Consider the following 21,260-nt stretch of genomic DNA (forward strand, 5'->3'; position numbering starts at 1 on the left):
AACTGGCTGGTAAAATCAAACACACTTCCAAACAACTAATGAAACAACTTACAGACAGCAGGGCCTACAACTACAGCGTACTGCTTATCATTATCACATTTTTTTTGCGCTTGTATGTGGCCGCTTTTACCGGACTGGGCATCGGCGAGTCGTACTACTTTCGCGGAGCCATGCACCTTGACTTGAGCTATTTTGACCAGCCGCCCTTGTTCTTTTGGCTGGGCGGATTAAGCATTAAGCTTTTCGGACTAACTACGCTGGGCCTGCGCTTTCCGTCGGTATTATTGTTTGCCGGCACTACCTGGTTTTTGTTTTTGGTAACCCGAATGTTGTTTAACAGTCGGGCTGGCTTTTGGGCCGTGGTGCTTATTAACCTTAGTGCCGTGTTTACCATACCTATTGCCGTTTGGTTTCAGCCCGATGCGCCACTGATGTTTTTTTGGATGGTGAGCACTTATTTTATTCTGCGCTTACTACTGCTACAGCAAAACACCACCGAAACGGTGAACTGGCACAGCAGCAAAATTTACCTGCAATGGCTGCTTATCGGCATAAGCATGGGTTTGGCTATCCTGAGCAAGTACCATGTGATATTCCTATTCTTTGGGGTATTTCTTTTCATCAGCACTAATAAAAGCCAACGCCACTGGCTTACCCACCCCGGCCCGTACCTGGCGGTACTGGTTTCGTTGATATTGGCCTTCCCCGTTATTTGGTGGAATTATGAAAACAACTGGGTATCTTTTGTTTTCCAGGGCTCACGCGCGGCTGCCAGCGACAGCAAGTTTCATCTGCATTTCGATTGGTTTTTCCGCAGTATACTAGGGCAGGCCATTTGGCTGCTGCCTTGGATATGGATACCTATGCTGGTACAGTTTGTTAAAAGTTTTAAGCTGCGCAACCAGTCACAGTCGTACAGTTTTATTTTTTGGGTATCGGTATTTCCGCTGGTATTTTTTACCATGGTTACGCTGTGGAGCGATTTGCAATATCACTTTCACTGGCAGGCACCTGGTTATATGATGCTGTTTATACCGCTGGGCTATGCAGTAGATAACAGCTTGAGTAATATTACCTCAAGCGACTACCGGTTAACCAAACGCTGGATGAATTTTACCATTTGGTTCAGCGTTATCACCATCACGGTAGTTACCCTGCATATGGTTACCGGCTTTTGGCAGGCCTATGGCCCCAAATGGGTAGTACAACGCGGTGGTGGCACTTATGATCCTACCGTGCAGGGTATTGATTACGACGATATTAAGACCCGGTTTGAAAAAGAAGGCTGGATGCAAAATCCGCATATGTTTACGGGCAGCACCCGTTGGTGGTTAACCGGTAAGGTTGATTGGGCGCTGAAAGGTCAAAAGCCTATCATTGTGTTTGATGAAGACCCACGCAACCTGGCATTTTTGGTTGATCCGAAAACGTTGATTGGTGATGATGCCATCATTTTTGGTCAGGAACACCAAGCCAGTATTCCGCTTAATGTGGTACCGTTTTTTGATAGTGTAAAGCAACTGCCCGATGTAATTGTGCACCGCAAGGGTGTTGATGAATTGCACCTGCAGGTGTATTACTGCAAAAACTTCCACATCAGCAAACAGCCGCTGGAGCGTTTCCCGGTTTACCGTCAGCTTACCGGGCGTCCGCCGTTTGGTAAATAAGCATAATAATTACAAAACATTAAAAGCCCGTTGGTTACTTAACCAACGGGCTTTTTTGTTACTTTATCGAAAAGGATACATAAAGTATTATCTTTACGGTTCATTATCCTAAACTTTATGTTCTCTGTTCTACGTCGTCGCCGTTTACACAACGGTTTTAGCTTCGCTGCAAGTAACTGCGCTAAGTTACTTGTCTTAATCTTCATACTGGGTTTTACGTCTTTAGCCAGTGGGCAGCATAAGCCCGATTATACGCTGCTTTGGAAAATTACCGGTAAAGATTTAACCAAGCCCTCCTACCTGTTTGGCACTATGCACGTCAGAGACAAGCGTGTGTTTGATTTTAGCGACTCGGTTATGGTGTGCATTCAAAAATGTGATGCCTTTACGCTGGAGGTACACCCCGACAGCCTGGTGCAATACATGCTGACCGATATGAGAAATCAAGATCCATCACGCGACCTGCACAAAATACTGAGTGATGAGCAATATGCCAAGCTGGCCAAACGATTTGAAACCAAACACGGCTACCAGATGAGCAAATCGGTGAACCCGGCTGCGTTGGAATCGATGCTGAATGACCAGAACGATAAGCCCGACGATAAAATAACTTTTGTGGATGCCTACCTATATGGCATTGCCCGCACACTGCAAAAAGACATATACGGATTAGAAAAAGCATCCGACCAGGCAAACAGCTTGAATGAATCGGACGAAATATTAAAACAGCGTATTGAAGATTTTTTGGGCGGCAATGAAGCCAACGGCAAAGAGCGTGAAACCCTTACTGATATTTACGCTACCGGCAGCCTGAAGGCTATTTATAACCACCTGCTGGATCTGGAAGGCATCAACGCTACCATCATTGGCCGAAACCGCGTAATGGTGAACAGTATGCTTAAAATCATGACCAAACAAAGCTTGTTTACCGCCGTTGGTGTAGCCCACCTGCCAGGCGAAGGCGGCGTTATCGATTTGCTGCGCCAAGCAGGCTACACCGTTACACCTGTTAATGCAACTTTTACCGGTATTGCCAACAGCTACGTAATAGACCATGCTAAAATGAAATGGCACATGTATGAAGATAAAGAGCATGGCTATACCGTAGAATTTCCGTCAGAGCCGTTTGTTACCGATCTTTATACTTTTAAAACGGTTATCTCGCCCGACTTGTCAAACGAGGTGTTTTTTGGGGCTTTAACCTTGCCGGCGGGTACGGCTGCTCATCCGGCCAGCCTTACCGATGCCATGACCCGTATTAGCCAATGGCGAAAGGGCAGCAACATAATCAGCAAAAAGCTAATTACGCTAAACGGCATGAAGGGTATGGAACTGATGTTAAAAAGCGGTGTTGATTACATGCGTATGCAGTTTGTTTTGAAAAACAACTTATTGTATGCACTGTATCTGGGCAACAAAAAAGAGGTATTGCAATTGCCTTACGCCAATCGCTTTTTCAGTTCGCTTAAAATCACACAACCACAAGAAAAACCGGTAACACCTTGGATTGATTTTAAAGATGCCAAAGGCGGCTTTAGCGTAAAAGTACCGGTTGAGCCAAAATACATCAACAAACAAATAGCCAACCCCAATCAAAAAGATGGTGCGCCATACGTAATGAACATGTACGTATCTACCCACGAAACCAACATGGCCAACTACTTATTGCGCTACAATGATTACCCCGAAGGGTATTACCTGGCCGATAAAAACTTAGTGTTTAATTCGATGGTAGATGAGTTCAAACAAAAAGGCAGTATCATCGGTCAGCCTAAAAAGATTTGGAAAGATGGTAACGAAGGCCGTGCGATGACCGTTATGCTGAGCGATAAATCATTTTGCGAAATTCAGGTTTATGTACGTGGCAACCGCCTGTACCTGTTAATGCGGCAGGATATGCTCGAAAATAAGCGCGACCGAATTAAAGACGACTTTTTCAAATCGTTCAGCTTGTTACCGCATCGGCCGGCGCAGATGGTAACTTATAAGCCACAAGGCGACAAATACAGCATCAGCACATTTTCGGCCGCGCCTAAAATAGTAGTAAGATCAGCCCACGATGCTACATCTTACCTTCAAACAGATGTGGACTGTTATAGCACTAACCCTAACTCGGGCGGTGTTTACACATTTGAGCATGCCACCATCAGCAAATATTACCGCACGCCACATATCGACTCGCTTTATAAAAACTTGATCAACGGCTTAGCCGACGGTTACAAAATTTTAAAGACCGACACGGTAACAATGGGTGGCTTAAAAGGCCGGGAGTATATCACCCAAACGGCCGACTCTACTCAAAACCGCCGCCACCGCGTGCTGTTTACCAACAACGAAATGTATTATATGTCGGGCCGATTGGGTACAGATGAATTATACAGTGCAGATGCCAACAATTACTTTAACTCTTTAAACATTAGCAAAAGCAGCCAGCCGTTTGATTTGAGCGGCTCTAAAACTAGTGTTATTATGAGCGATCTGCTATCACCCGATACCAGCGTTTACAAGTATGCACTGGGCAGCCTTAACTATTATGATTTTGAAAAGCAGGATTTACCTGCCATTTACCAGGCTCTGCAAAAAAGCTACCCGGATGATACCACCGATACCGGCGCACGCCAGAAATTGTTGAGGGGTTTAGTTGGCAACCATGATGCACAAACCCTGTCGCAGTTATTGACCATATACCCTACCCTGCAAGGCAAAGATTACCTGAAAGCCCTGACGCTAAAAACCATGGCCAAGGTTGACCAGCAGGACGGCTACAAACAATATCTTAACCTGCTCACCACAGGTGATGAACTGCAACTGGAAAGCGCCTACAATGCGTTTGCACCTTTGCATGACTCGCTGGCCTATGCTGCTGCTCATTTTGAACAGCTGCTGCCTTTGATGAAGCATCCCAAATACCGGAGTCAGTTGTTAAGCTTGGCTAATAGTATGCTGACTGATGACAATCAATCCACCTATCTTCCGCTCGTTAAAAATCATTTTAAAGCGCTTACCGCCTATGGGCAGGCCGATTTAAACCAGTGCTTAGCTCAAAGTGATACCAGCTACAACGAATGGTCGAGTTATATATACCGGTACTTAACACTGATGAGCAAAGTAAAAGGCCAACCGCTTACTGCAGCGTTTACCTCGCGCCTCATTGGGCAAAACAAAAAAACAGATTATCATTCCAATGCCTTGGCTGCGCGGATACACAATCAACTGACTTTACCCCAATTGATGATTACCCAAAAACTGGCCGATATCAACTCCAGATACATGTTGATGGAAGCTTTCAGTCAGGAAAACCAGTTGGGTAAAGTGTCTGGCAAATATAAAACCCAGGCCGAATTTGCCCGCTTATGTATGTACGAATATCTGGGCGAATATGAAGATGCCTATCCCAACAAGCTCTATCTGCTGGGCAGCGTTATGCAGCAGGGCAAAGTTTATTATGCCTTTGGATACCGGAATGAGGATATGGAAGATAATCAGCCCGATTACATCGGCATTGCGGGTCCGTTTAAAGCAGGATCGGCTCGGTTAGATTTTAGCAGATATTGGTCATACAGCAACAGCGAGGTTAAAAAAGCCAACTGGCGCGCACAGGCCATTCAAATGATTCCTGTTTTAAAAGAGCAGTACAGCCAGTAATTATTATAGTATTGTTATAAACACGAACAGCCTTTCTGCTACAGAAAGGCTGTTCGTGTTTATGGCAGGCCGTTAGCGCAACCTGTTAATGACCTGACTTGCTATCCACCTGTACTATTTACCTTTTTTTGATGCTGATGGCCGGCTTTTTACACAGTATCATTTTAGTTGACTACCAACTTTGTACTGGCTAAAATTTATGCGGCGCATTATACACAGAGCGGATGCAAGGGAAAGGCCAGAAGATTGAGGAGGGATTGAATGAATTAATGTCTGCTAGGGATGTTGTTCGGTATTTTGAAAGATTATGAACAACATTTTTATAGGATTTCTTTGCAATAGATAGCTATTAAAACAGGAACAACCACTAAAAGCAGCAACCAGAGGTAAGCCGCTTTGTGTGCAAAGTTCAACGTCCACCCCATATTGTTGCGCTTTTCAACCCATACGGCACCATCATCGGGGTTGTAATAAAACATCCCCCACTTCCAGTATTTGATATCTTTTCTGTTGAGGTTTTCCACGGTGATTTATTGAATTGATACTATTCCGATAGACATAAGTGGCCTACACCCATTTCTATACTACATACTGGCTCCAATAAGATGAGAGTTGCTATAACTTTTAAACTAAATATGCTTCTGATTCAATGTAATCATCAAACACGCTAATAAAATATGAGCAAAATGCAGATACCTCCGTTAATCTGTTAAGTAAATCTGTTGTTGTATATGAGGCCCCGACGTCTGATGCAGAACTATTTCCATGAGCAACGTTGATTCTATTTTGTACGATCTCTCTTATTCTACTAGTAAACCTTATATCATGAAATATAGGTTGAGAAATGCAAAAAATATTTTTTATAGATTCAAGTTGTTTTAGTTGGATATTTTTTCCATCCGTAGGTAAAAGATGACTTTCAATTACAACAGTAACATCTCTATCAATTTTGTCAAACAAGTCATGCCTTTTATCCCATTTACTACGGTTTGCATCGATTAACGAATCCAGACTTGAATTTAATGCTAATCCTAATAGTACAGGTTTTATTTGTTTCACTGTTAGATTTTCTGAATTGATGCATGCAATTGTTTTTTCAATTGTTTTGAGTACTGTGAATTCAATCAAACCATATAATTGCACAAACACTAAACCTTTTGAGGTATTTAAATACCTAGGGGGAGCAACAGGTGGAGCTGGAATTAAGGGGCTAATAAAATCAATATATTCTCGAATCTCTGTAATGCGCTGAGTGCATTGTGCTTCGATATCGTCAAACATTACTTATTATTTAACAAGAACTTATCTCTGCTATACTCAATCCTGTACGCTACTTTTTTCTTAGTATTTGTTGCACCAGTCGTAGACTTTCTAAATTCCTCATCATTTAACCAACTTAAATCCTGTGTATTGATTTGCTTTTTCTTCATTATAGCAAGAGCTGCTCCAACAGCAACGCCCTCAAATAAATTAGTTGGTGTAGTGGTTCTATTATAAGTTATACCGTTTGGCAACGCGCACAACTGAGAAAAAGTAGTTTCAAAAATTTTCAGTCCCTCTTTGTAATTGAAATTTTTCGATGCATCTGCCATATAAGTATTTAGAAACTCAACCACACTATGATCAAATGATTGATATTTGTAGAGGAATGCAAAAAATCTTAACACAAATTCTTCTCTAGTAGCATCTGCCTCTTGACCTTTTGTTAGCTTAACTACATTTTTAAAACTCTCATTTAAAGACAAATCCTTTAAAAAATTATTAAATTTCCCACGATAAACACATCCTCTAATCTCTTGATTCGACAAAGCTACCCCACCTGTGTTCAATCTTTCAAAAAGGTCGAATCTAACAAGTAAATCACTTTTGTCGCTTAACGTTGTAATCTTTAATGGTTTTAAAAGAAACTCTAGCTGAATAGTTTTCGGAAGTTGAGCATTAGTTAGATTATTGAAAGTTGTGAGCTTTTCTAAAGAGATTAGTTTTAAAATATTTGAAAGACCTGTTTTTTCTCTAGCCTCAGTACTGCCAGCAAACGATATAATGCTACTTAGCCGCTGTACTCCATCTATAAGTTCCCAAGAACCGTCGCCGTTTGCAGCCATGTACAAACTTGGAACTGGAATGCCTAAGAATACAGATTCTACCAAAGTGGATTGTCTATCTTCTTTCCACCGGAATTGCCTTTGGTAATCGGGAGCAATATCAATAATACCATCTGCAACCATTGAAATTAATTCTTTAACGCTGATATCATATGTATTGAAATCAACTTTCCTTTTTTGATCTGTTAACTGGTTTTGTATATCCATTTTGATAATTAGCGACCTAATATATAAATATAATAATACAATTATATATCGTCTATTCCCCCGTCTGCTACTAAAATTCTCTTTTGCTGGTCAACGTTTTAAACTACAAACAATTAAAAGGATTCAGCGAGTGAAGAATCTTATCTCTACGCTGACCGAAGTCTCAAGGCTTCGGTCAAATATGTTTATATTCTCCGGAGTGCCGGAAAAGAACAAGTTTCCACAACTGAAGAAGCCTTCATCACCCTAAACACCTAACAGTTCACAAAACCCAACACCTCAATCCCATACATCCCTACGCCAAACCTCTCACTTTCACATCAATTAATTATTTTTTCACTTAAGAATTTTATTTTACCATACACCTACTTTTTAACCAAAAATCAGCTCCAAACACATAATTGGTACTAAAGTTGGTAAGCGTTTTGTAAATTTTAATCACTCATTATCATGAAAAAATCTTTCTTTCTTTTAGCGCTGGCCTTTGTGCTTACCGCCACGGCAACCTACGCCCAAAGAAGAGGCCGTTCAAACACCGGCTCATCTTATGGTACCGGATTAGGTTTGGGTATTGATTTTGGCAACGGCGCTACCCTGGTGGGCCCAAGCGTTAAACACTTTTTTGACGGCAACAATGCCGGTCAGGCCGATTTACTTTTTGGTGGCGGTGCAACCTACTTGGGCGCTTACTACCAGTACCATGCCCCTATCAGCGGCGCGCCGGGCCTTAAATGGTATTTAGGTGGTGGTCCGCAATTAGGCTTCGGCGATGGCGAAACTGCATTTTACATTCGCCCGATGGCTGGTTTAGATTACAAATTCACGCCTGATGTGCCTATCAGCTTAACTTTCGACTGGCGTCCATCTTGGTACATCGGCGATTATGGCAACAACTTTGAAGCCGGCCGTTTCGGTTTAGGTTTCCGTTTTACTTTCTAAAATTCAACAATACTATACTCTACATCTACCTAAAACAAAAGCCGCCTCATAAAGGCGGCTTTTCTGTTTACAGACGAACGAACGCTTAAACTGAATAACGTAGCTCCGTCGTTGCCGCTTCTTGGCCGCAACAGCACAAACATTCTCACCCCAATCAAGAATACGGCATGCAATTTGGAAGATAACTTTGCCGGTAAGCGCTCCCCCTATCACTTGCGGCTTAAAATTTGCCAAGCCATGATAGCCACCATCACCGATAAAGAAGCGTTTGTACTGGAAATTCATCACCGCCTGAGCGACGTATACGGCCGCGACATCAAATATTTTCACGACCTCGATCCACTGAGCGAACTGATGTCGGCCCTGTTGTCGCACCGCACTACCAACCACAACTCAGGTCAGGCTTTCCGTAATCTTAAAGAATTATTCGGCAGTTGGGAAGCCGTGCGTGATGCCCCTACCGATGAAGTACAAGCAGCTATTAAGCCCTGTACCTGGCCCGAGCAGAAAGCACCGCGCATACAACAAGTATTACGCCTCATCACCGAAAAGTGCGGTGGCTTATCATTAGAATTCTTAACCCAGATGGACGTGGCCGACGCCCGCCGCTGGCTGGAAGAACTACCCGGCGTAGGCCCCAAAAGCAGCGCGGCGGTAATATCTTTCAGCAACATGCGCGGTAAGGCCCTGCCGGTAGATTCGCACCACTTTAGGGTAGCCACCCGTTTGGGTATCATCGACGCCAAAATAGGTGAAGCCAAAGCCCACCATGTGCTCGAAAACATGCTGCCGCCCGATTTTACGGCACAAGAAATGTACGACCATCATCAGGTAATGATGCGCCACGGGCAAAAGGTGTGTTTCCATTACAAACCCGATTGCCGCCGTTGTGTGCTGCTTGATGTATGCCCTACCGGTCAGGCGTTGGTTAACAAAGCTACCACGGATACGCCTTGATGCCGGTTGCCAACAACTTTAGGGTTTACAGGTTATAATTAAAAAGAGCATATGTGTGCACGATTTTCACTTAGTAAGGATAGCGAGCAGGTAGCGAGGGAGTACACCGTCAAGGTGATTGACCCTTTTGCACCGTCGTACAACACGGCGCCCACCATGAATGCGGCCGTTATCACTGCGCAACACCCTGATACCATACAGCAATATCATTTTGGACTGGTACCCTTTTGGGCACAGGACACCAAGATAGGCTTAAAAATGTTTAACGCCCGCGCTGAAACCGTTTTGGAACTCACCAGCTTTAAACCCCTGATGGAAAAGAACCGCCGCTGCCTGGTACTGGCCGATGGCTTTTACGAGTGGGAAAAAGCCGGCAAGGAAAAATTTCCCTACCGTTTTAGTTTGCCCGACAGAGGCGTATTTGCCTTTGCCGGATTATATAGTTACTGGAAAGATAAAAAAACGGAAGAGGGCTATCTCAGCTTTACCATCATCACTACCACACCCAACAAAACGGTGGGCAAGCTACATGACCGTATGCCTGTTATCCTGAGCAAGGAAGAGGAAAGCCTATGGCTAAGCAACGATGTGCCCATGAAAGATCTAACCCAGTTGCTGGATGCTTACCCAGATGATGAAATGGACCGGTATCGCGTAAGCAAAGAAGTAAACGTAGCCCGTAACAATTACGCCGAACTGTTGCTGCCGCTCAATAGTCAGTAATTAATTGCTAATGGTATAAGTATACGGCAAGCCATTAAACTGGCCGGACAAAATATTAGCTACATCAACTGAAATGATGTTGCCCTGGCTATCATAAGTTTTGTTGGTAGATATAAAACTGAAGGTACCTGTAAGCGTTTTGGCAGTAGCATCAGCAGAAGTCACAACTACACTTCCACTACCCGACTGCACGGTGCCGTGCTGCACAAATACATAACTGCCATCAGCTGCTTTTTGCTGTGTGTAGTAGGTCATCACTACACTGCCGGAGCCATCAACCCTGTAAGTATCGGCACTAAATGTATTATCATTAGATGCGTTGCCCATTGTTACAACAACAGTCGCCCTTTTTTGCGCCATGGTGCCGGTGATAGTAAGCACTTTGATTTTAGCTGTTGTGTTATAAACAACAGAAGCACTTAAGGTATCGGGCGTCCATTCTGGACCGTTGATATAGGCTTGTAAAGTTGGCGTAGTGGTCGTCGAGTCGTCGTCATCTTTCTTTTTACAACTTTGCATTAAAACGGCGCCAGTAAAAAACAAAATCAGTAATGTTATTTTTCGCTTCATAATGGTTTTAAAGGCGTAAATAAACAACACTGATAGCTTTAAAATTTTAGTTTCACACTTTTTAACAATTGAGTAGGCATATCACGGCTCGCGTTGCTACTTTCGCATGATGAATAACCAGCTTCAGCATATTTTCGGCAATATTGATATTTATTTGTTTGATCAGCTACTGAAAGGCACTTATGCCAATAGCCGAAAAATACTGGATGCAGGTTGCGGAGGTGGCCGCAATTTAGTCTATTTTCTGCAAAATGGATATGAAGTGTACGGGGTTGATCCTAATCCGCAGGCAATTGAGGCTGTAAAGGAACTATCGGCACAGCTGGCTACTACCAATCCGCCTCGAAAACTTTATGATAAGCACAACCGAAGATATGCCTTTTAACGACAGCAGCTTCGATTTGATTATCAGCAGTGCCGTACTACATTTTGCCCAAAGCAAACAACACTTTGAAGCTATGCTGTATGCTACGTGGCGTGCACTAAAGCCAGGCGGCTATTTGTTTGCGCGCCTGGCCTCAGATATAGGTATCGAAAATTTGTTACAACCTTTAGGTAACGGCCGTTATCTACTTCCCGACGGTTCTGAACGCTACCTGGTAAACGAGGCGCAATTGTTATACTACACCAAACAACTCAACGGCTACCTGCACGAGCCCATTAAAACCACCAACGTACAAAACCTGCGCTGCATGACTACGTGGTGCCTGCAAAAGTTGCAATAACTACAGCAGATCGGGATCAGTGCCGCCGGTATTAGGTGCGGTAATTTTACTCAGATTAAAACTGATTTCGGAATCCTGCTGGTTGCCTTTAATCAGTCCCTTTTCATATAGGCCGGTTAGTACCTGCTCTGCCTGGCGGTGCAATTCTTGCGGTGGGGTTTCAGTATCATACTCGGTCAGTTTAGCGGCTACATCGGCTGCATTGCCTTCGCCTATTTGCGATAAAGCATACAATACTTTATCCTGCTCGCTTGCATCTGGCTGGTATGATTCCGGTGGTGCTACCGGTTTAAATTGTTCGTTAAAATCCTGGTCGGCTCTGTTCATAGTAATAGATTAACAGCCAGTATTAGATATTTGTTTAGTGTTTACTTTGTGCTATCATCCATGATAACTTAAAACCTTTTAACCCCTATTGGGTTTCAAAGTAAACTTTTGAGCTATGAAGATTTCCAAATATTTGCACTCGTGTTTATTGTTTGAGCAGGAAAATTACCAATTACTCATCGACCCTGGCATGTTCTCATTTACCGAAGATTTGGTTCATGAACAGCAGTTTGCCAACGTGGATGCCATCATCGTAACGCATAAACATCCCGATCATTTGGACATCAACGTACTAAAACAAATTACTGCACTAAGTAACGCCACTATTTACACCAACGCCGATGTTGGCGAATTGCTGGAAGCCGAGAATTTAAGTTACGAATTGCTGCAAAATGGCACCAACCGCATTGGCCCGTTTGAGCTGGAAACATTTGAGGTAGTACACGAGCCTTTATTGGACAGTCCCATACCGCAAATGACCGCCTTTATAATTAATGGCAAGGTTTTACATCCTGTTGATTCTTTTGAAGACAAGTTATTACAACACAAAGGTATTGAACTGGTACTATTACCGGTAATGGCACCGTTTACTACTGAAATACAAATTGCCAACTTTGCCGACGCCCTGCAACCCAAACGAATTTTACCGGTACACGATGGTTTTGCCAAACCATTTTTTGTGAAACAACGCTATCAAAACTATCAGCAGCACTTTAATAACAAAGGCATTCAATTCCATATTGTAGATGATATTGGCGAAAGCATTGAAGTGTAACGTTCATCTTTAAAAAGTAAATAAATTTAATTAAGGGGTAATAAAGTGACCAAAAACAGGTTACTTTGTATACTGCAATGGCACTTTTTATTACCTCACTCAATTCGGGCAGCAACGGCAACTGTTATTACGTAGGCAACCACCGCGAAGCGGTATTGATTGACGTAGGCATATCCTGCCGTGAGGTAGAAAAACGGATGCTGCGCTTGGGCCTAAACATCCGCAAGGTTAAAGCCATTTTTGTATCGCACGAACATTCCGATCATATCCGTGGCATAGCTGTATTGTCTAAAAAATACCAATTACCGGTTTACATCACCACAAATACCCTTAAAAACTGCAGCTTACTGCTGGAATATCATCTAGTACAGTCTTTAAAAGGTTATGAAGAAATAACGATTGGTGATATACTGGTGACAGCCTTTCCTAAATTTCATGACGCTGCTGAGCCTCATAGCTTTTTAGTATCCTGCAAGGATGTAAAAGTTGGTATTTTTACCGATATAGGCGCACCATGCGAGCACCTTATACGCCACTTTAAACAATGCCACGCGGCATTTTTAGAAGCCAATTATGATGAGCAGATGCTGGCAACCGGGCACTACCCCTACCACTTGAAAAGGCGCATCAGCGGCGGCCATGGACATTTAAGCAACCGGCAGGCGCTTGAGTTGTTTAAAACGCACAAGCCATTATTTATGAGCCATTTGCTGTTATCTCACTTATCGAAAGACAACAATTGCCCTAACCTGGCAAGCGAGCTGTTTAATGCTCACGCTGGCGGCACACAAATTATCGTTGCATCCAGATATGAAGAAACGCCGGTGTATCACATCCAAAATTCAGGAGGCCAAAACCAACTTGCCGGTTTAGGCAATATGCAGCCTGATGTACAGTTTTCCTTATTTTAATATACCAGCATCCGTTATTCATCAAAAACAATTCAATATCCATAGCTGTACTGAGTTGTTATTGCGTATGCAAAAGCAGTTATTTAAGATTATCTTCGTAGCTGTACTCAGCTATATAAGCGTCAACCTTAAATAACTAATTTACTGCCGGAAATCCTTAATGGAAAAATATTTAGATACGGATGCAGGGGTGCTTCGTGCCCTTATAGAAGAATCGCCCACTCCTATGGGTTTGTATACAGGCCTCGAAATGCGAATATATATGGCTAATAAAGCCATGTATAAAAATACTTGGGGTAAAAGCGAATTGGTAATAGGCAAAACGGTTCGTGAAGCTTTGCCCGAATTGGAGGGGCAACCGTTTCATCAGCTGCTACATGATGTATATACAACCGGCGTTGCCTATGAGGCTACTGAAGACTTGGTGAAAATTGTGGTTGACGGTGTTTTGCAGGATTTTTACTACAACTTCACATACAAACCACTTAAAGGCACCGATGGACAGGTTTGGGGAATATTAAATACGGCTACTGATGTTACCGCTTTGGTACTTGCACGTCGCAGAGCCGATGAAGCCGAAGAGCATTTGGAATATGCTTTACAGGCGGCCAACGTGGGCACCTGGAACTTAGACATCACTAACAACAAGGTAACTTGGGATAACCGAACCAAGCAGCTTTACGGATTTTCTAAAGACGACAAAGTTGCTTATGACCAGGTCTTAAAATACATACATCCCGAAGATCGCCCTGCTGTTGAAACGGCTGTTGGCCACGCAATCGATTTTAAATCGGGTGGCACTTATGATATTAAGTTTAGAACCATAGGTGCTGACGACCAAAAACTGCGATGGCTGCATTGTTTGGGCAAAGCATATTTTGATGAAAATAACCAACCTTACCGTTTTTCGGGTATAGCACAAGATATTAGCGATATTGTGCAGGCCGATGCCAAAATCAACTCGGCCGAGCAATTGGCACAATTGGCGGTTGAAACCATCGGTGCTGGCAGCTTTATCATCGATTTAACCAACGATGATATGACTTATACCCCACTATTTGCTAAAGTATTTACTGGTTTAGAAAGAACGGATTTCATAAGGGCTGACTTCGTCAATCAAATACATCCGGACGACCGCCTGAAACGGCAACATGCGTATAACATTGCGGCTAAAACGGGAAATTTGCTTTACGAGGCCAGATTTATTTGGCATGATGGCTCAATACATTGGGCACGTACTAAAGGTAAATACCTGTTTGATGAACTTAATAAGCCTATTAAATTTATAGGTTTAGCTTATGATATTACAGCCGAAGAGGAAGCCCGCGAAGAGCAACGCAAACTGCTTTGGCTAATTGACAATAGTAACGACTTTATCAGCTTATCTGACTGGAACGGGAAGCTCACTTACCTGAACAAAACCGGACGGCAGATGATGGGCTTTGATAGCATGGAAGAGGCTTTACGGCAAAATACAGAATATGTATTGCCCGAAGAGGCCGACCGTATTAAAAACGAAGTTAATCCGGCGTTATTAAAAGATGGTCGCTGGAAAGGGCACATCATTTATCAGAATTTTAAAACTGGCGAGCGCATCCCAGCCTACGCAACTACCCTGCTGTTTAAAGACACCACTACCGGTCAGCCTTTGGGAAGGGCTACCGTTGTGCGTGATTTGCGGCCAGAATTGGCTGCACAGAAGGCACTACGTGACAGTGAGGCTTTGTTTAGAGGCATTACTACAGCATCACCGGCGGCATTGTGGATGTCTGACGATAAGGGCAGCATTACTTACGTTAACCAGATATGGATAAACTGGACAGGCCGCAATTTAGAAGAACATTTAGGTGAAGGTTGGCTGGACTCGGTACACCCGAAAGATTTACAGCAAGTGGCCGAAAAGTTTTTAAGCGATTTTACTGATCGTAAATTTCATGAAAGCTTTTTCAGGATTAAGCATAGCGATGGCAGCACACGCTGGGTGGTTTGCACCGGCAACCCGCAATACCAAGATGATGGCACGTTTGCCGGCTACATTGGCGCTTGCGTGGATATGACCGAGCAAAAACAAATGCAGCAGCAAAAAGACGAGTTTATAGGCGTTGCCAGCCATGAACTTAAAACACCTGTAACCAGTATCAAGGCTTATACCCAGGTACTGGAAGCTATGTTTACCCGGGATGGCGACTCAAAAAAGGCTGCTATGCTAGGTAAAATGAACAGCCAGCTTGACCGCTTAACCAGCCTGATTGGTGATTTATTGGATGTAACTAAAATTCAATCAGGCCGCCTACAGTTTAATGATGATGATTTTGATTTCAACCAACTAGTTGTAGAACTGATTGAAGATTTACAACGTACCACCACACGGCATGAAATTGTGCTACAACTAGGTCATACCGGATTAGTATTTGCCGACAAAGACCGTATCGGACAAGTTATCACTAACCTGGTAACCAATGCCATCAAGTATTCACCCAATGCCAATAAAATTATTGTAAGCACGAGCTTGGTGAACAACGAGATAAACCTTTGCGTACAAGATTTTGGTATAGGCATTAGTGCGGACAAGCAAGATCGCGTGTTTGAACAGTTTTATCGCGTAAGTGGCGACCAGCAACATACCTTTCCGGGTTTGGGATTGGGCCTTTACATATCTTCAGAAATTATTAAACGCGAAGGGGGCCGTATATGGGTAAGCAGTGCAGAGGGCCAGGGATCAACTTTCTGCTTTGCCTTACCCTTAAAATAACTTTCCGATACTGCTTCTGCTCAGATAATTACCTAACTAAAAGTTTATTTTTTTTTGCATTTTATTTTTACAATTATTTAAGTTTGCAGTTACCTATTTATAACATGCCAAAGCGAATATTAATAGCAGACGACGATCCGGGAATTGTAGATGCAGTAGAGATGATTTTGGATTTCCACGGTTATGACGTATCATCTACTTACAATGGTACAGATGTGCTATCCCTAAATGGCAATCACCCCGATGTGTTATTATTGGATATTTGGATGTCGGGTTGCGACGGCCGCGACATTTGCCGCGAACTTAAAGCCAAAGATGAAACCCGCTTTATACCGGTACTCATGATATCGGCCAGCAAGGATATTAAACAATCGGCCATGGATTCGGGTGCAGATGATTTTATTGCCAAGCCTTTTGATATGGATGAGCTGATTTCAAAAATTGAAATGCTATCTTCAAAAGCCAGCTTTACTGGTGCTGGTTATCCGGCAGCTGCATCAGCCTAATATTTAATATTTAAGTGCCATACTCAGAGTATTTAGCACTTACTACATTTATATTGTATCCGGTTCTGAAACAGTAGCCTAAAGATACTTAGTGCAATTATATCTCTGTGTAACTCATATATTTTTTACCTTAAATACTCACTTGTACTCAAAGTTGCCTAACTGAGAAATTGTTCACATTTAGATAATTTCTATTCAATCCTTAATATATTTTTTGTGTAAACCGCCTATATTATGTGGGTAAGTTTTCCTAATTATATATTTATTTTAGTTTTTATTTTATTATGTTTGTTTAGTAATAATTAATTTACCAACTCGTTTTAAGCCCAACACGTTCGTTTACTCGCATTTAATATGCTTCAACTTCATCTATCAGAGTTGTGATAATTTTTACTATTAATTAAATGTAATGCTAAAACGAATTTTGGTACTGGATGATAACATGGACATTTTAGAGATTGTTCATGAAATTTTGAGCTATGAAAAGTTTGAAGTAAAAAGTACTTCTGATAGTAAAAATATTGTTGCTATTGCCGAAGCTTACAAGCCCGATTTAATCATTCTGGATTATAAGCTGATGGATATCACCGGTGGTGAAATTTGCCGTACCTTTAAATCACATTCCATTATGCACTCCGTTCCGGTAATTATCTTTTCGGCCTACTTGCAGCAGGATGTAGACCTGTATAGCTTTGGTTGTGATGCCATTATTGCCAAACCGTTTGATTTAAACGATTTTATTGATACCATCAACCAGTGTTTATTAGCTAATTAATTAGCCGCCCCAACTTCGTTACGTTTTTAAGCGAAACTTCTTTCATTATATTTAGTTACCGGCCATATTAAAACCGGTAACCAATATTTACATAAACCATATGCCCTTCTGTTGATCGGGCAAAAGTTCCCTGGATTAATACCAATTCGGCAGGTACAAAATACAAACCTCCACCATAACCATCGTGCCAGCGACTTGACGATTCGTTAGGCACCCATACCCTACCAATATCGTTAAACAATGTCATGCCTACACTGCCGGGAAAAAGGTATGAGTTAAAATCAAACAGTTTTAAACGCATCTCCAGATTGTTGTAAACCATGCTTTTACCAGTGAAACGCCACGTACGGTAACCGCGTAAATTATCAGAACCACCCAATTTCAGCTGCTGGAAATATTCGGCATCACCAAAGGTAGTACCGCCACCAAAACGCGCAGCCAGCACCAATACCGAATCTTTATCAGGATTGATATAAAAACTAAATTCAGACTCCAGCTGTGCATACCGCATGTTATTTTGGTTTAACTGCTGTACGCCGTTTAATGTAGAATTCCAGTAAACGCCCTTTGATGGAGTTAACGGATTGTTCCGGGTATCTAACTCGGCACCAACAACTAAACCTGCGTAAGTTTTGGTTGAGAATATATCCCGAGCCTGATTTTGCGCTGCATAACCGCGTAAAAACTTATTATCGTTAGGCTGCTCGCCGCTGTAATAAAACTGACCAGATACACCTCCACTCAAACGCCAGTTGTCATACTGATGGCTTAACCGTGCATCTCCATAAACATGATCGTAGCGGGTACGATAAAATACGATGTTGTTGTTTTTATCGCTGTAACTGGTTTCATTACCCACCCCAAAAAAGTTGCTCATATTATGCGGCCCTCTTGAGGTAAAGTGTATGTTCAAATCGTTGTTACCAATCAGTTTAATCCAATCGCCACGGTAATTAATGCGGAAAGACTCGCGGTTGAAGGCATAACTAACCAACAACTCCTGGCGCATTTCGTAAGGTGTTTTTCTGAAGCCATTTTTAGTATAAGCAAAACCACCGGTTAATATTACGCCATAGTCATTATTGTACCGTGCATATACAATGGGCTGAAAACGATCGTACAAAAAGTTTTTCCGATCAAAGTAGTTCACCACCGTGTCTTCGCCAGTGTGTATATGTGCCCTTGACTTTTCAGGAAAAACGTTTTGTTGGTCTGACCGGTCATATACGTGCAGTTTACTTTTGTTATCCACCTGCTTATCTACCTTAAAGGTATCTACATCTTCACCACCAATCATGCGTACTTTAATAGGTGATTTACCCGTGCCACTTACGTTAAACGCATCATTACCGCCAAAGCCATAAATGCGTACCTCTTTGGTGTAAGCCGGGTCAAAGCTACGGTGATAAACCACTTGAGCTTCAGTACTGTCTTTTTTCACTTTATGGATAGTGACATTCACTTTTCCATCAGCCTGTTCATCAACGTCTACACGTTCGCGTTTAGAAGAGGCCGGTACATCTACCAATCGTGACAGAAAGTGATAATATTCAATAGCCTGCTTGCCAATATTATTTCGGCGGGCTATCATAATACGTTTGGTTTCTTCGCCTGTTATCGCGTATGCATTAGCTGGCATTTTGTGCAGAGCCTTGTCTATTACATCATCAGTAAGATGGTTTTGCACATAGGCAATCTGTTCCTGCCAATCCTTTTCATCCAAATCGTTTAGAAAATACCGGTCAAAGTAACGGGCATTGAAGTTCCAAGTTTTGATATCCCGAATCTCAGCCGAATAAGGTTGAAACTTGGTTTTTAGCCATTGGTGGGCTACTATCCAAGGTAACACACCCGATGTTTTGTAATAAACCTGGTCGCGGTCGCGCGGTATAGGTGTATATATGGTTTGTTTCTTGGTTTTGTCTTTATCCCAGCGCCACTGGTCGTCATGGCGGTCCCAGTCGCCTATAATCATATCCAGCAAACGTGCACGCAGCACCATTTTCTGTTCTACGCTAACGTCGTTATCGTCGCGCAGCTTCTTTTGTACCTTTTTGGTATTGTCGGTATTCTCTGAATCCAGTGGCTCGCGTTCTTCAAACAGGTAAATACTGTTTTTGTAATCCTTACGAAACTCGCCCAAAGCCGGGTCATCGCCCACATACACAATCTCGGGGTTTGAATGCGGTACATTTAGGGCATCAGCTAAAGTTGGTACGGTAAGCGCCGCAAAAGGGTTTGAAGTTGAAATCTGATCCTGCAGAATAGCTTTGGCAATGGTTGGCCTCAAATTAGCCGGCAAGGCACGCTCTGGGTACTTTTGCACCGAACGCAAAACCCACTCCTGTCCGTTTTTGTCTTTAAGGCGCAAGGAACGGGTTTGCAACCCGCCTCCTTTTTGAATTACGGTTAAACCACCTTTCTCGGTGCCTAAGTGTATAACACGCAACTGTACAGGCAAGGCCCAAAGCTTGCGATAGTTTTCTCCTAACAACACTCTATGTATGCCGCTTACTTTATTATACTCAGGCTCTATAGATAAAGTAATGGTGCCATCGTTTTTTTGTGCATAGGTAAGTGGGGCCTCAAATACAAGGCCTAACATAAGTAACAGAAAATAATATTTAATTCCGGGTATATTTATAAACATGTGTTGGATGAATAATATATGGCTGTATCTAACGTTATAACAACCAATATAACCTCAAATTGATTGCTGCCAATTACAACATCCAATTGGCTGATTTGTGAGAAGAGAAGTGCAAAATTCTTTGATTATTACCGTCACTGTCATATCGGTATAATTTAAAGATATATTTAAACTTATAGTTAAGTTTTAGTTAGTTTTGTGTAACTTACTTTACTAATCCGACGTTAAAAGTCAAGTTATTCGGTTTAACGTATTACACATTAACCAATGTTACCCTAATAAATGAAGTTTAAACTTATTGTATTTTTTCTGCTGCTACAGGTGTCTTTTGCACACGCGCAAAATTGGGATGTTAGCTTACTTAATAAGTTGAATCCTAATTCCACTTCCGAAAACAAGGCTTGGCGTACGCTTTCTAACAATGCAATGGCCATATCGGCAGCTGCACCGTTTACCATGTATGCCATCGGCATGCTTAATCATGACGAAAGGTTAAAACATAATGCGTTAACCACCGGAGCGGCATTACTGGGCAATACCATACTTACTTTTAGTATGAAAGATATTATACAACGCCCACGTCCGTTTGTAACCTGGTCTAACCAGATTGTTCCGCAAGGGCAGGCAGCGGCGGGTTATTCTTTTCCATCTGGGCATACATCAACCGTCTTTAACATTGCTACATCATTAAGTTTATCAGTACCTAAATGGTATGTGATAGCACCTGCTTATACGTTTGCAGCTGCCACCGCTTATTCCCGCATGTACAGGGGTGCTCACTACCCTAGCGATGTTTTAGGTGGTATGATTTTAGGCGTTGGCTCATCATACCTTACCTTTAAACTTCAAAAAATAATGTACCGCCATAAAGCCAATCGGGAAGCGGCGTTGGCAAGAGAAAGTCAAGCACCGTTGTACAATCCAATACTGCTATCTAAAGCGGATACGCTAGCTAGTGATTAATAATATAATTGTTACAAAAGGTCACCTGTTTTAAGTGGGTGACCTTTTGTAATAGAATGTACC

At 42.4% G+C, this 21,260-nt stretch carries 19 protein-coding genes; 13 read left to right on the forward strand and 6 right to left on the reverse strand.

Annotated features, from left to right (window positions below; all coding sequences use genetic code 11):
- Positions 1-38: 38 nt before the first annotated feature.
- Together GPM24_RS00330 and GPM24_RS00335 are read left to right on the forward strand one after the other, a co-directional pair.
- The gene (locus GPM24_RS00330; RefSeq protein ID WP_158824755.1) at positions 39-1,667 is read left to right on the forward strand and encodes an ArnT family glycosyltransferase; all 1,629 of its coding nucleotides are present in this window, start codon (positions 39-41) and stop codon (positions 1,665-1,667) included.
- 117 nt (positions 1,668-1,784) lie between these two features.
- Entirely contained in the window at positions 1,785-5,312 is a 3,528-nt protein-coding gene (locus GPM24_RS00335; protein ID WP_158824756.1) for a TraB/GumN family protein, read from the forward strand.
- Between the two features lie 320 nt (positions 5,313-5,632).
- Here GPM24_RS00335 and GPM24_RS00340 read toward each other — a convergent pair whose 3' ends face one another.
- From GPM24_RS00340 to GPM24_RS00350, 3 genes are all read right to left on the reverse strand, one after another.
- On the reverse strand, positions 5,633-5,836 hold the full coding sequence (locus GPM24_RS00340) for a DUF5808 domain-containing protein (RefSeq protein ID WP_158824757.1): 204 nt from the start codon (positions 5,834-5,836) through the stop codon (positions 5,633-5,635).
- Positions 5,837-5,936: 100 nt separating this feature from the next.
- Entirely contained in the window at positions 5,937-6,593 is a 657-nt protein-coding gene (locus GPM24_RS00345) for an MAE_28990/MAE_18760 family HEPN-like nuclease (RefSeq protein WP_158824758.1), read from the reverse strand.
- On the reverse strand, positions 6,593-7,624 hold the full coding sequence (locus tag GPM24_RS00350; RefSeq protein WP_158824759.1) for a DUF262 domain-containing protein: 1,032 nt from the start codon (positions 7,622-7,624) through the stop codon (positions 6,593-6,595). The genes GPM24_RS00345 and GPM24_RS00350 overlap by 1 nt, the downstream gene beginning before the upstream one ends.
- Before the next feature lie 450 nt (positions 7,625-8,074).
- Between GPM24_RS00350 and GPM24_RS00355 the strand changes: the two genes are divergently transcribed.
- The 3 genes from GPM24_RS00355 (at position 8,075) to GPM24_RS00365 (ending at position 10,243) form a co-directional block, all read left to right on the forward strand.
- Complete coding sequence (locus GPM24_RS00355) at positions 8,075-8,563, forward strand: hypothetical protein (protein WP_158824760.1); 489 nt, start codon at positions 8,075-8,077, stop codon at positions 8,561-8,563.
- Between the two features lie 237 nt (positions 8,564-8,800).
- Complete coding sequence (locus tag GPM24_RS00360) at positions 8,801-9,520, forward strand: endonuclease III domain-containing protein (RefSeq protein WP_158824761.1); 720 nt, start codon at positions 8,801-8,803, stop codon at positions 9,518-9,520.
- Positions 9,521-9,571: 51 nt separating this feature from the next.
- Positions 9,572-10,243 carry an SOS response-associated peptidase gene (locus GPM24_RS00365; protein WP_158824762.1) on the forward strand — a complete coding sequence of 224 codons (672 nt, stop codon included), beginning with the start codon at positions 9,572-9,574 and terminating at the stop codon, positions 10,241-10,243.
- Here the strand turns inward: GPM24_RS00365 and GPM24_RS00370 are convergent, their stop codons facing one another.
- Entirely contained in the window at positions 10,244-10,813 is a 570-nt protein-coding gene (locus GPM24_RS00370) for a DUF6252 domain-containing protein (RefSeq protein WP_158824763.1), read from the reverse strand.
- Between the two features lie 106 nt (positions 10,814-10,919).
- Here GPM24_RS00370 and GPM24_RS22265 point away from each other — a divergent pair, with 106 nt between their 5' ends.
- The gene (locus GPM24_RS22265; RefSeq protein ID WP_255459102.1) at positions 10,920-11,198 is read left to right on the forward strand and encodes a class I SAM-dependent methyltransferase; all 279 of its coding nucleotides are present in this window, start codon (positions 10,920-10,922) and stop codon (positions 11,196-11,198) included.
- Positions 11,188-11,538, forward strand: coding sequence for a methyltransferase domain-containing protein (locus GPM24_RS22270; RefSeq protein ID WP_255459103.1), 351 nt, complete (start codon positions 11,188-11,190; stop codon positions 11,536-11,538). Before GPM24_RS22265 ends, GPM24_RS22270 begins: the two co-directional genes overlap by 11 nt.
- Here the strand turns inward: GPM24_RS22270 and GPM24_RS00380 are convergent, their stop codons facing one another.
- Positions 11,539-11,865, reverse strand: a complete 327-nt coding sequence (locus GPM24_RS00380) for a hypothetical protein (RefSeq protein ID WP_158824764.1) — start codon at positions 11,863-11,865, stop codon at positions 11,539-11,541.
- Positions 11,866-11,980: 115 nt separating this feature from the next.
- Here GPM24_RS00380 and GPM24_RS00385 point away from each other — a divergent pair, with 115 nt between their 5' ends.
- From GPM24_RS00385 to GPM24_RS00405, 5 genes are all read left to right on the forward strand, one after another.
- A complete protein-coding gene (locus GPM24_RS00385) occupies positions 11,981-12,640 on the forward strand; it encodes an MBL fold metallo-hydrolase (RefSeq protein ID WP_158824765.1) in 660 nt (219 codons plus the stop codon).
- Between the two features lie 77 nt (positions 12,641-12,717).
- Positions 12,718-13,551 (forward strand): MBL fold metallo-hydrolase, encoded by an 834-nt coding sequence (locus GPM24_RS00390; protein WP_158824766.1) that lies wholly within the window; start codon positions 12,718-12,720, stop codon positions 13,549-13,551.
- 160 nt (positions 13,552-13,711) lie between these two features.
- A complete protein-coding gene (locus GPM24_RS00395) occupies positions 13,712-16,303 on the forward strand; it encodes a PAS domain S-box protein (RefSeq protein ID WP_158824767.1) in 2,592 nt (863 codons plus the stop codon).
- A gap of 104 nt (positions 16,304-16,407) precedes the next feature.
- Entirely contained in the window at positions 16,408-16,809 is a 402-nt protein-coding gene (locus GPM24_RS00400; protein ID WP_158824768.1) for a response regulator, read from the forward strand.
- A gap of 409 nt (positions 16,810-17,218) precedes the next feature.
- A complete protein-coding gene (locus tag GPM24_RS00405) occupies positions 17,219-17,584 on the forward strand; it encodes a response regulator (protein WP_158824769.1) in 366 nt (121 codons plus the stop codon).
- 67 nt (positions 17,585-17,651) lie between these two features.
- Here GPM24_RS00405 and GPM24_RS00410 read toward each other — a convergent pair whose 3' ends face one another.
- The gene (locus GPM24_RS00410; RefSeq protein ID WP_233268697.1) at positions 17,652-20,189 is read right to left on the reverse strand and encodes a BamA/TamA family outer membrane protein; all 2,538 of its coding nucleotides are present in this window, start codon (positions 20,187-20,189) and stop codon (positions 17,652-17,654) included.
- A 327-nt stretch (positions 20,190-20,516) separates the two neighbouring features.
- Here GPM24_RS00410 and GPM24_RS00415 point away from each other — a divergent pair, with 327 nt between their 5' ends.
- The gene (locus tag GPM24_RS00415; protein WP_158824771.1) at positions 20,517-21,197 is read left to right on the forward strand and encodes a phosphatase PAP2 family protein; all 681 of its coding nucleotides are present in this window, start codon (positions 20,517-20,519) and stop codon (positions 21,195-21,197) included.
- The last annotated feature ends 63 nt before the right edge of the window (positions 21,198-21,260 follow it).

Origin of the sequence: Mucilaginibacter lacusdianchii, from assembly GCF_009770985.1 — a bacterium.
In the GTDB taxonomy this organism is placed as follows: domain Bacteria; phylum Bacteroidota; class Bacteroidia; order Sphingobacteriales; family Sphingobacteriaceae; genus Mucilaginibacter; species Mucilaginibacter lacusdianchii.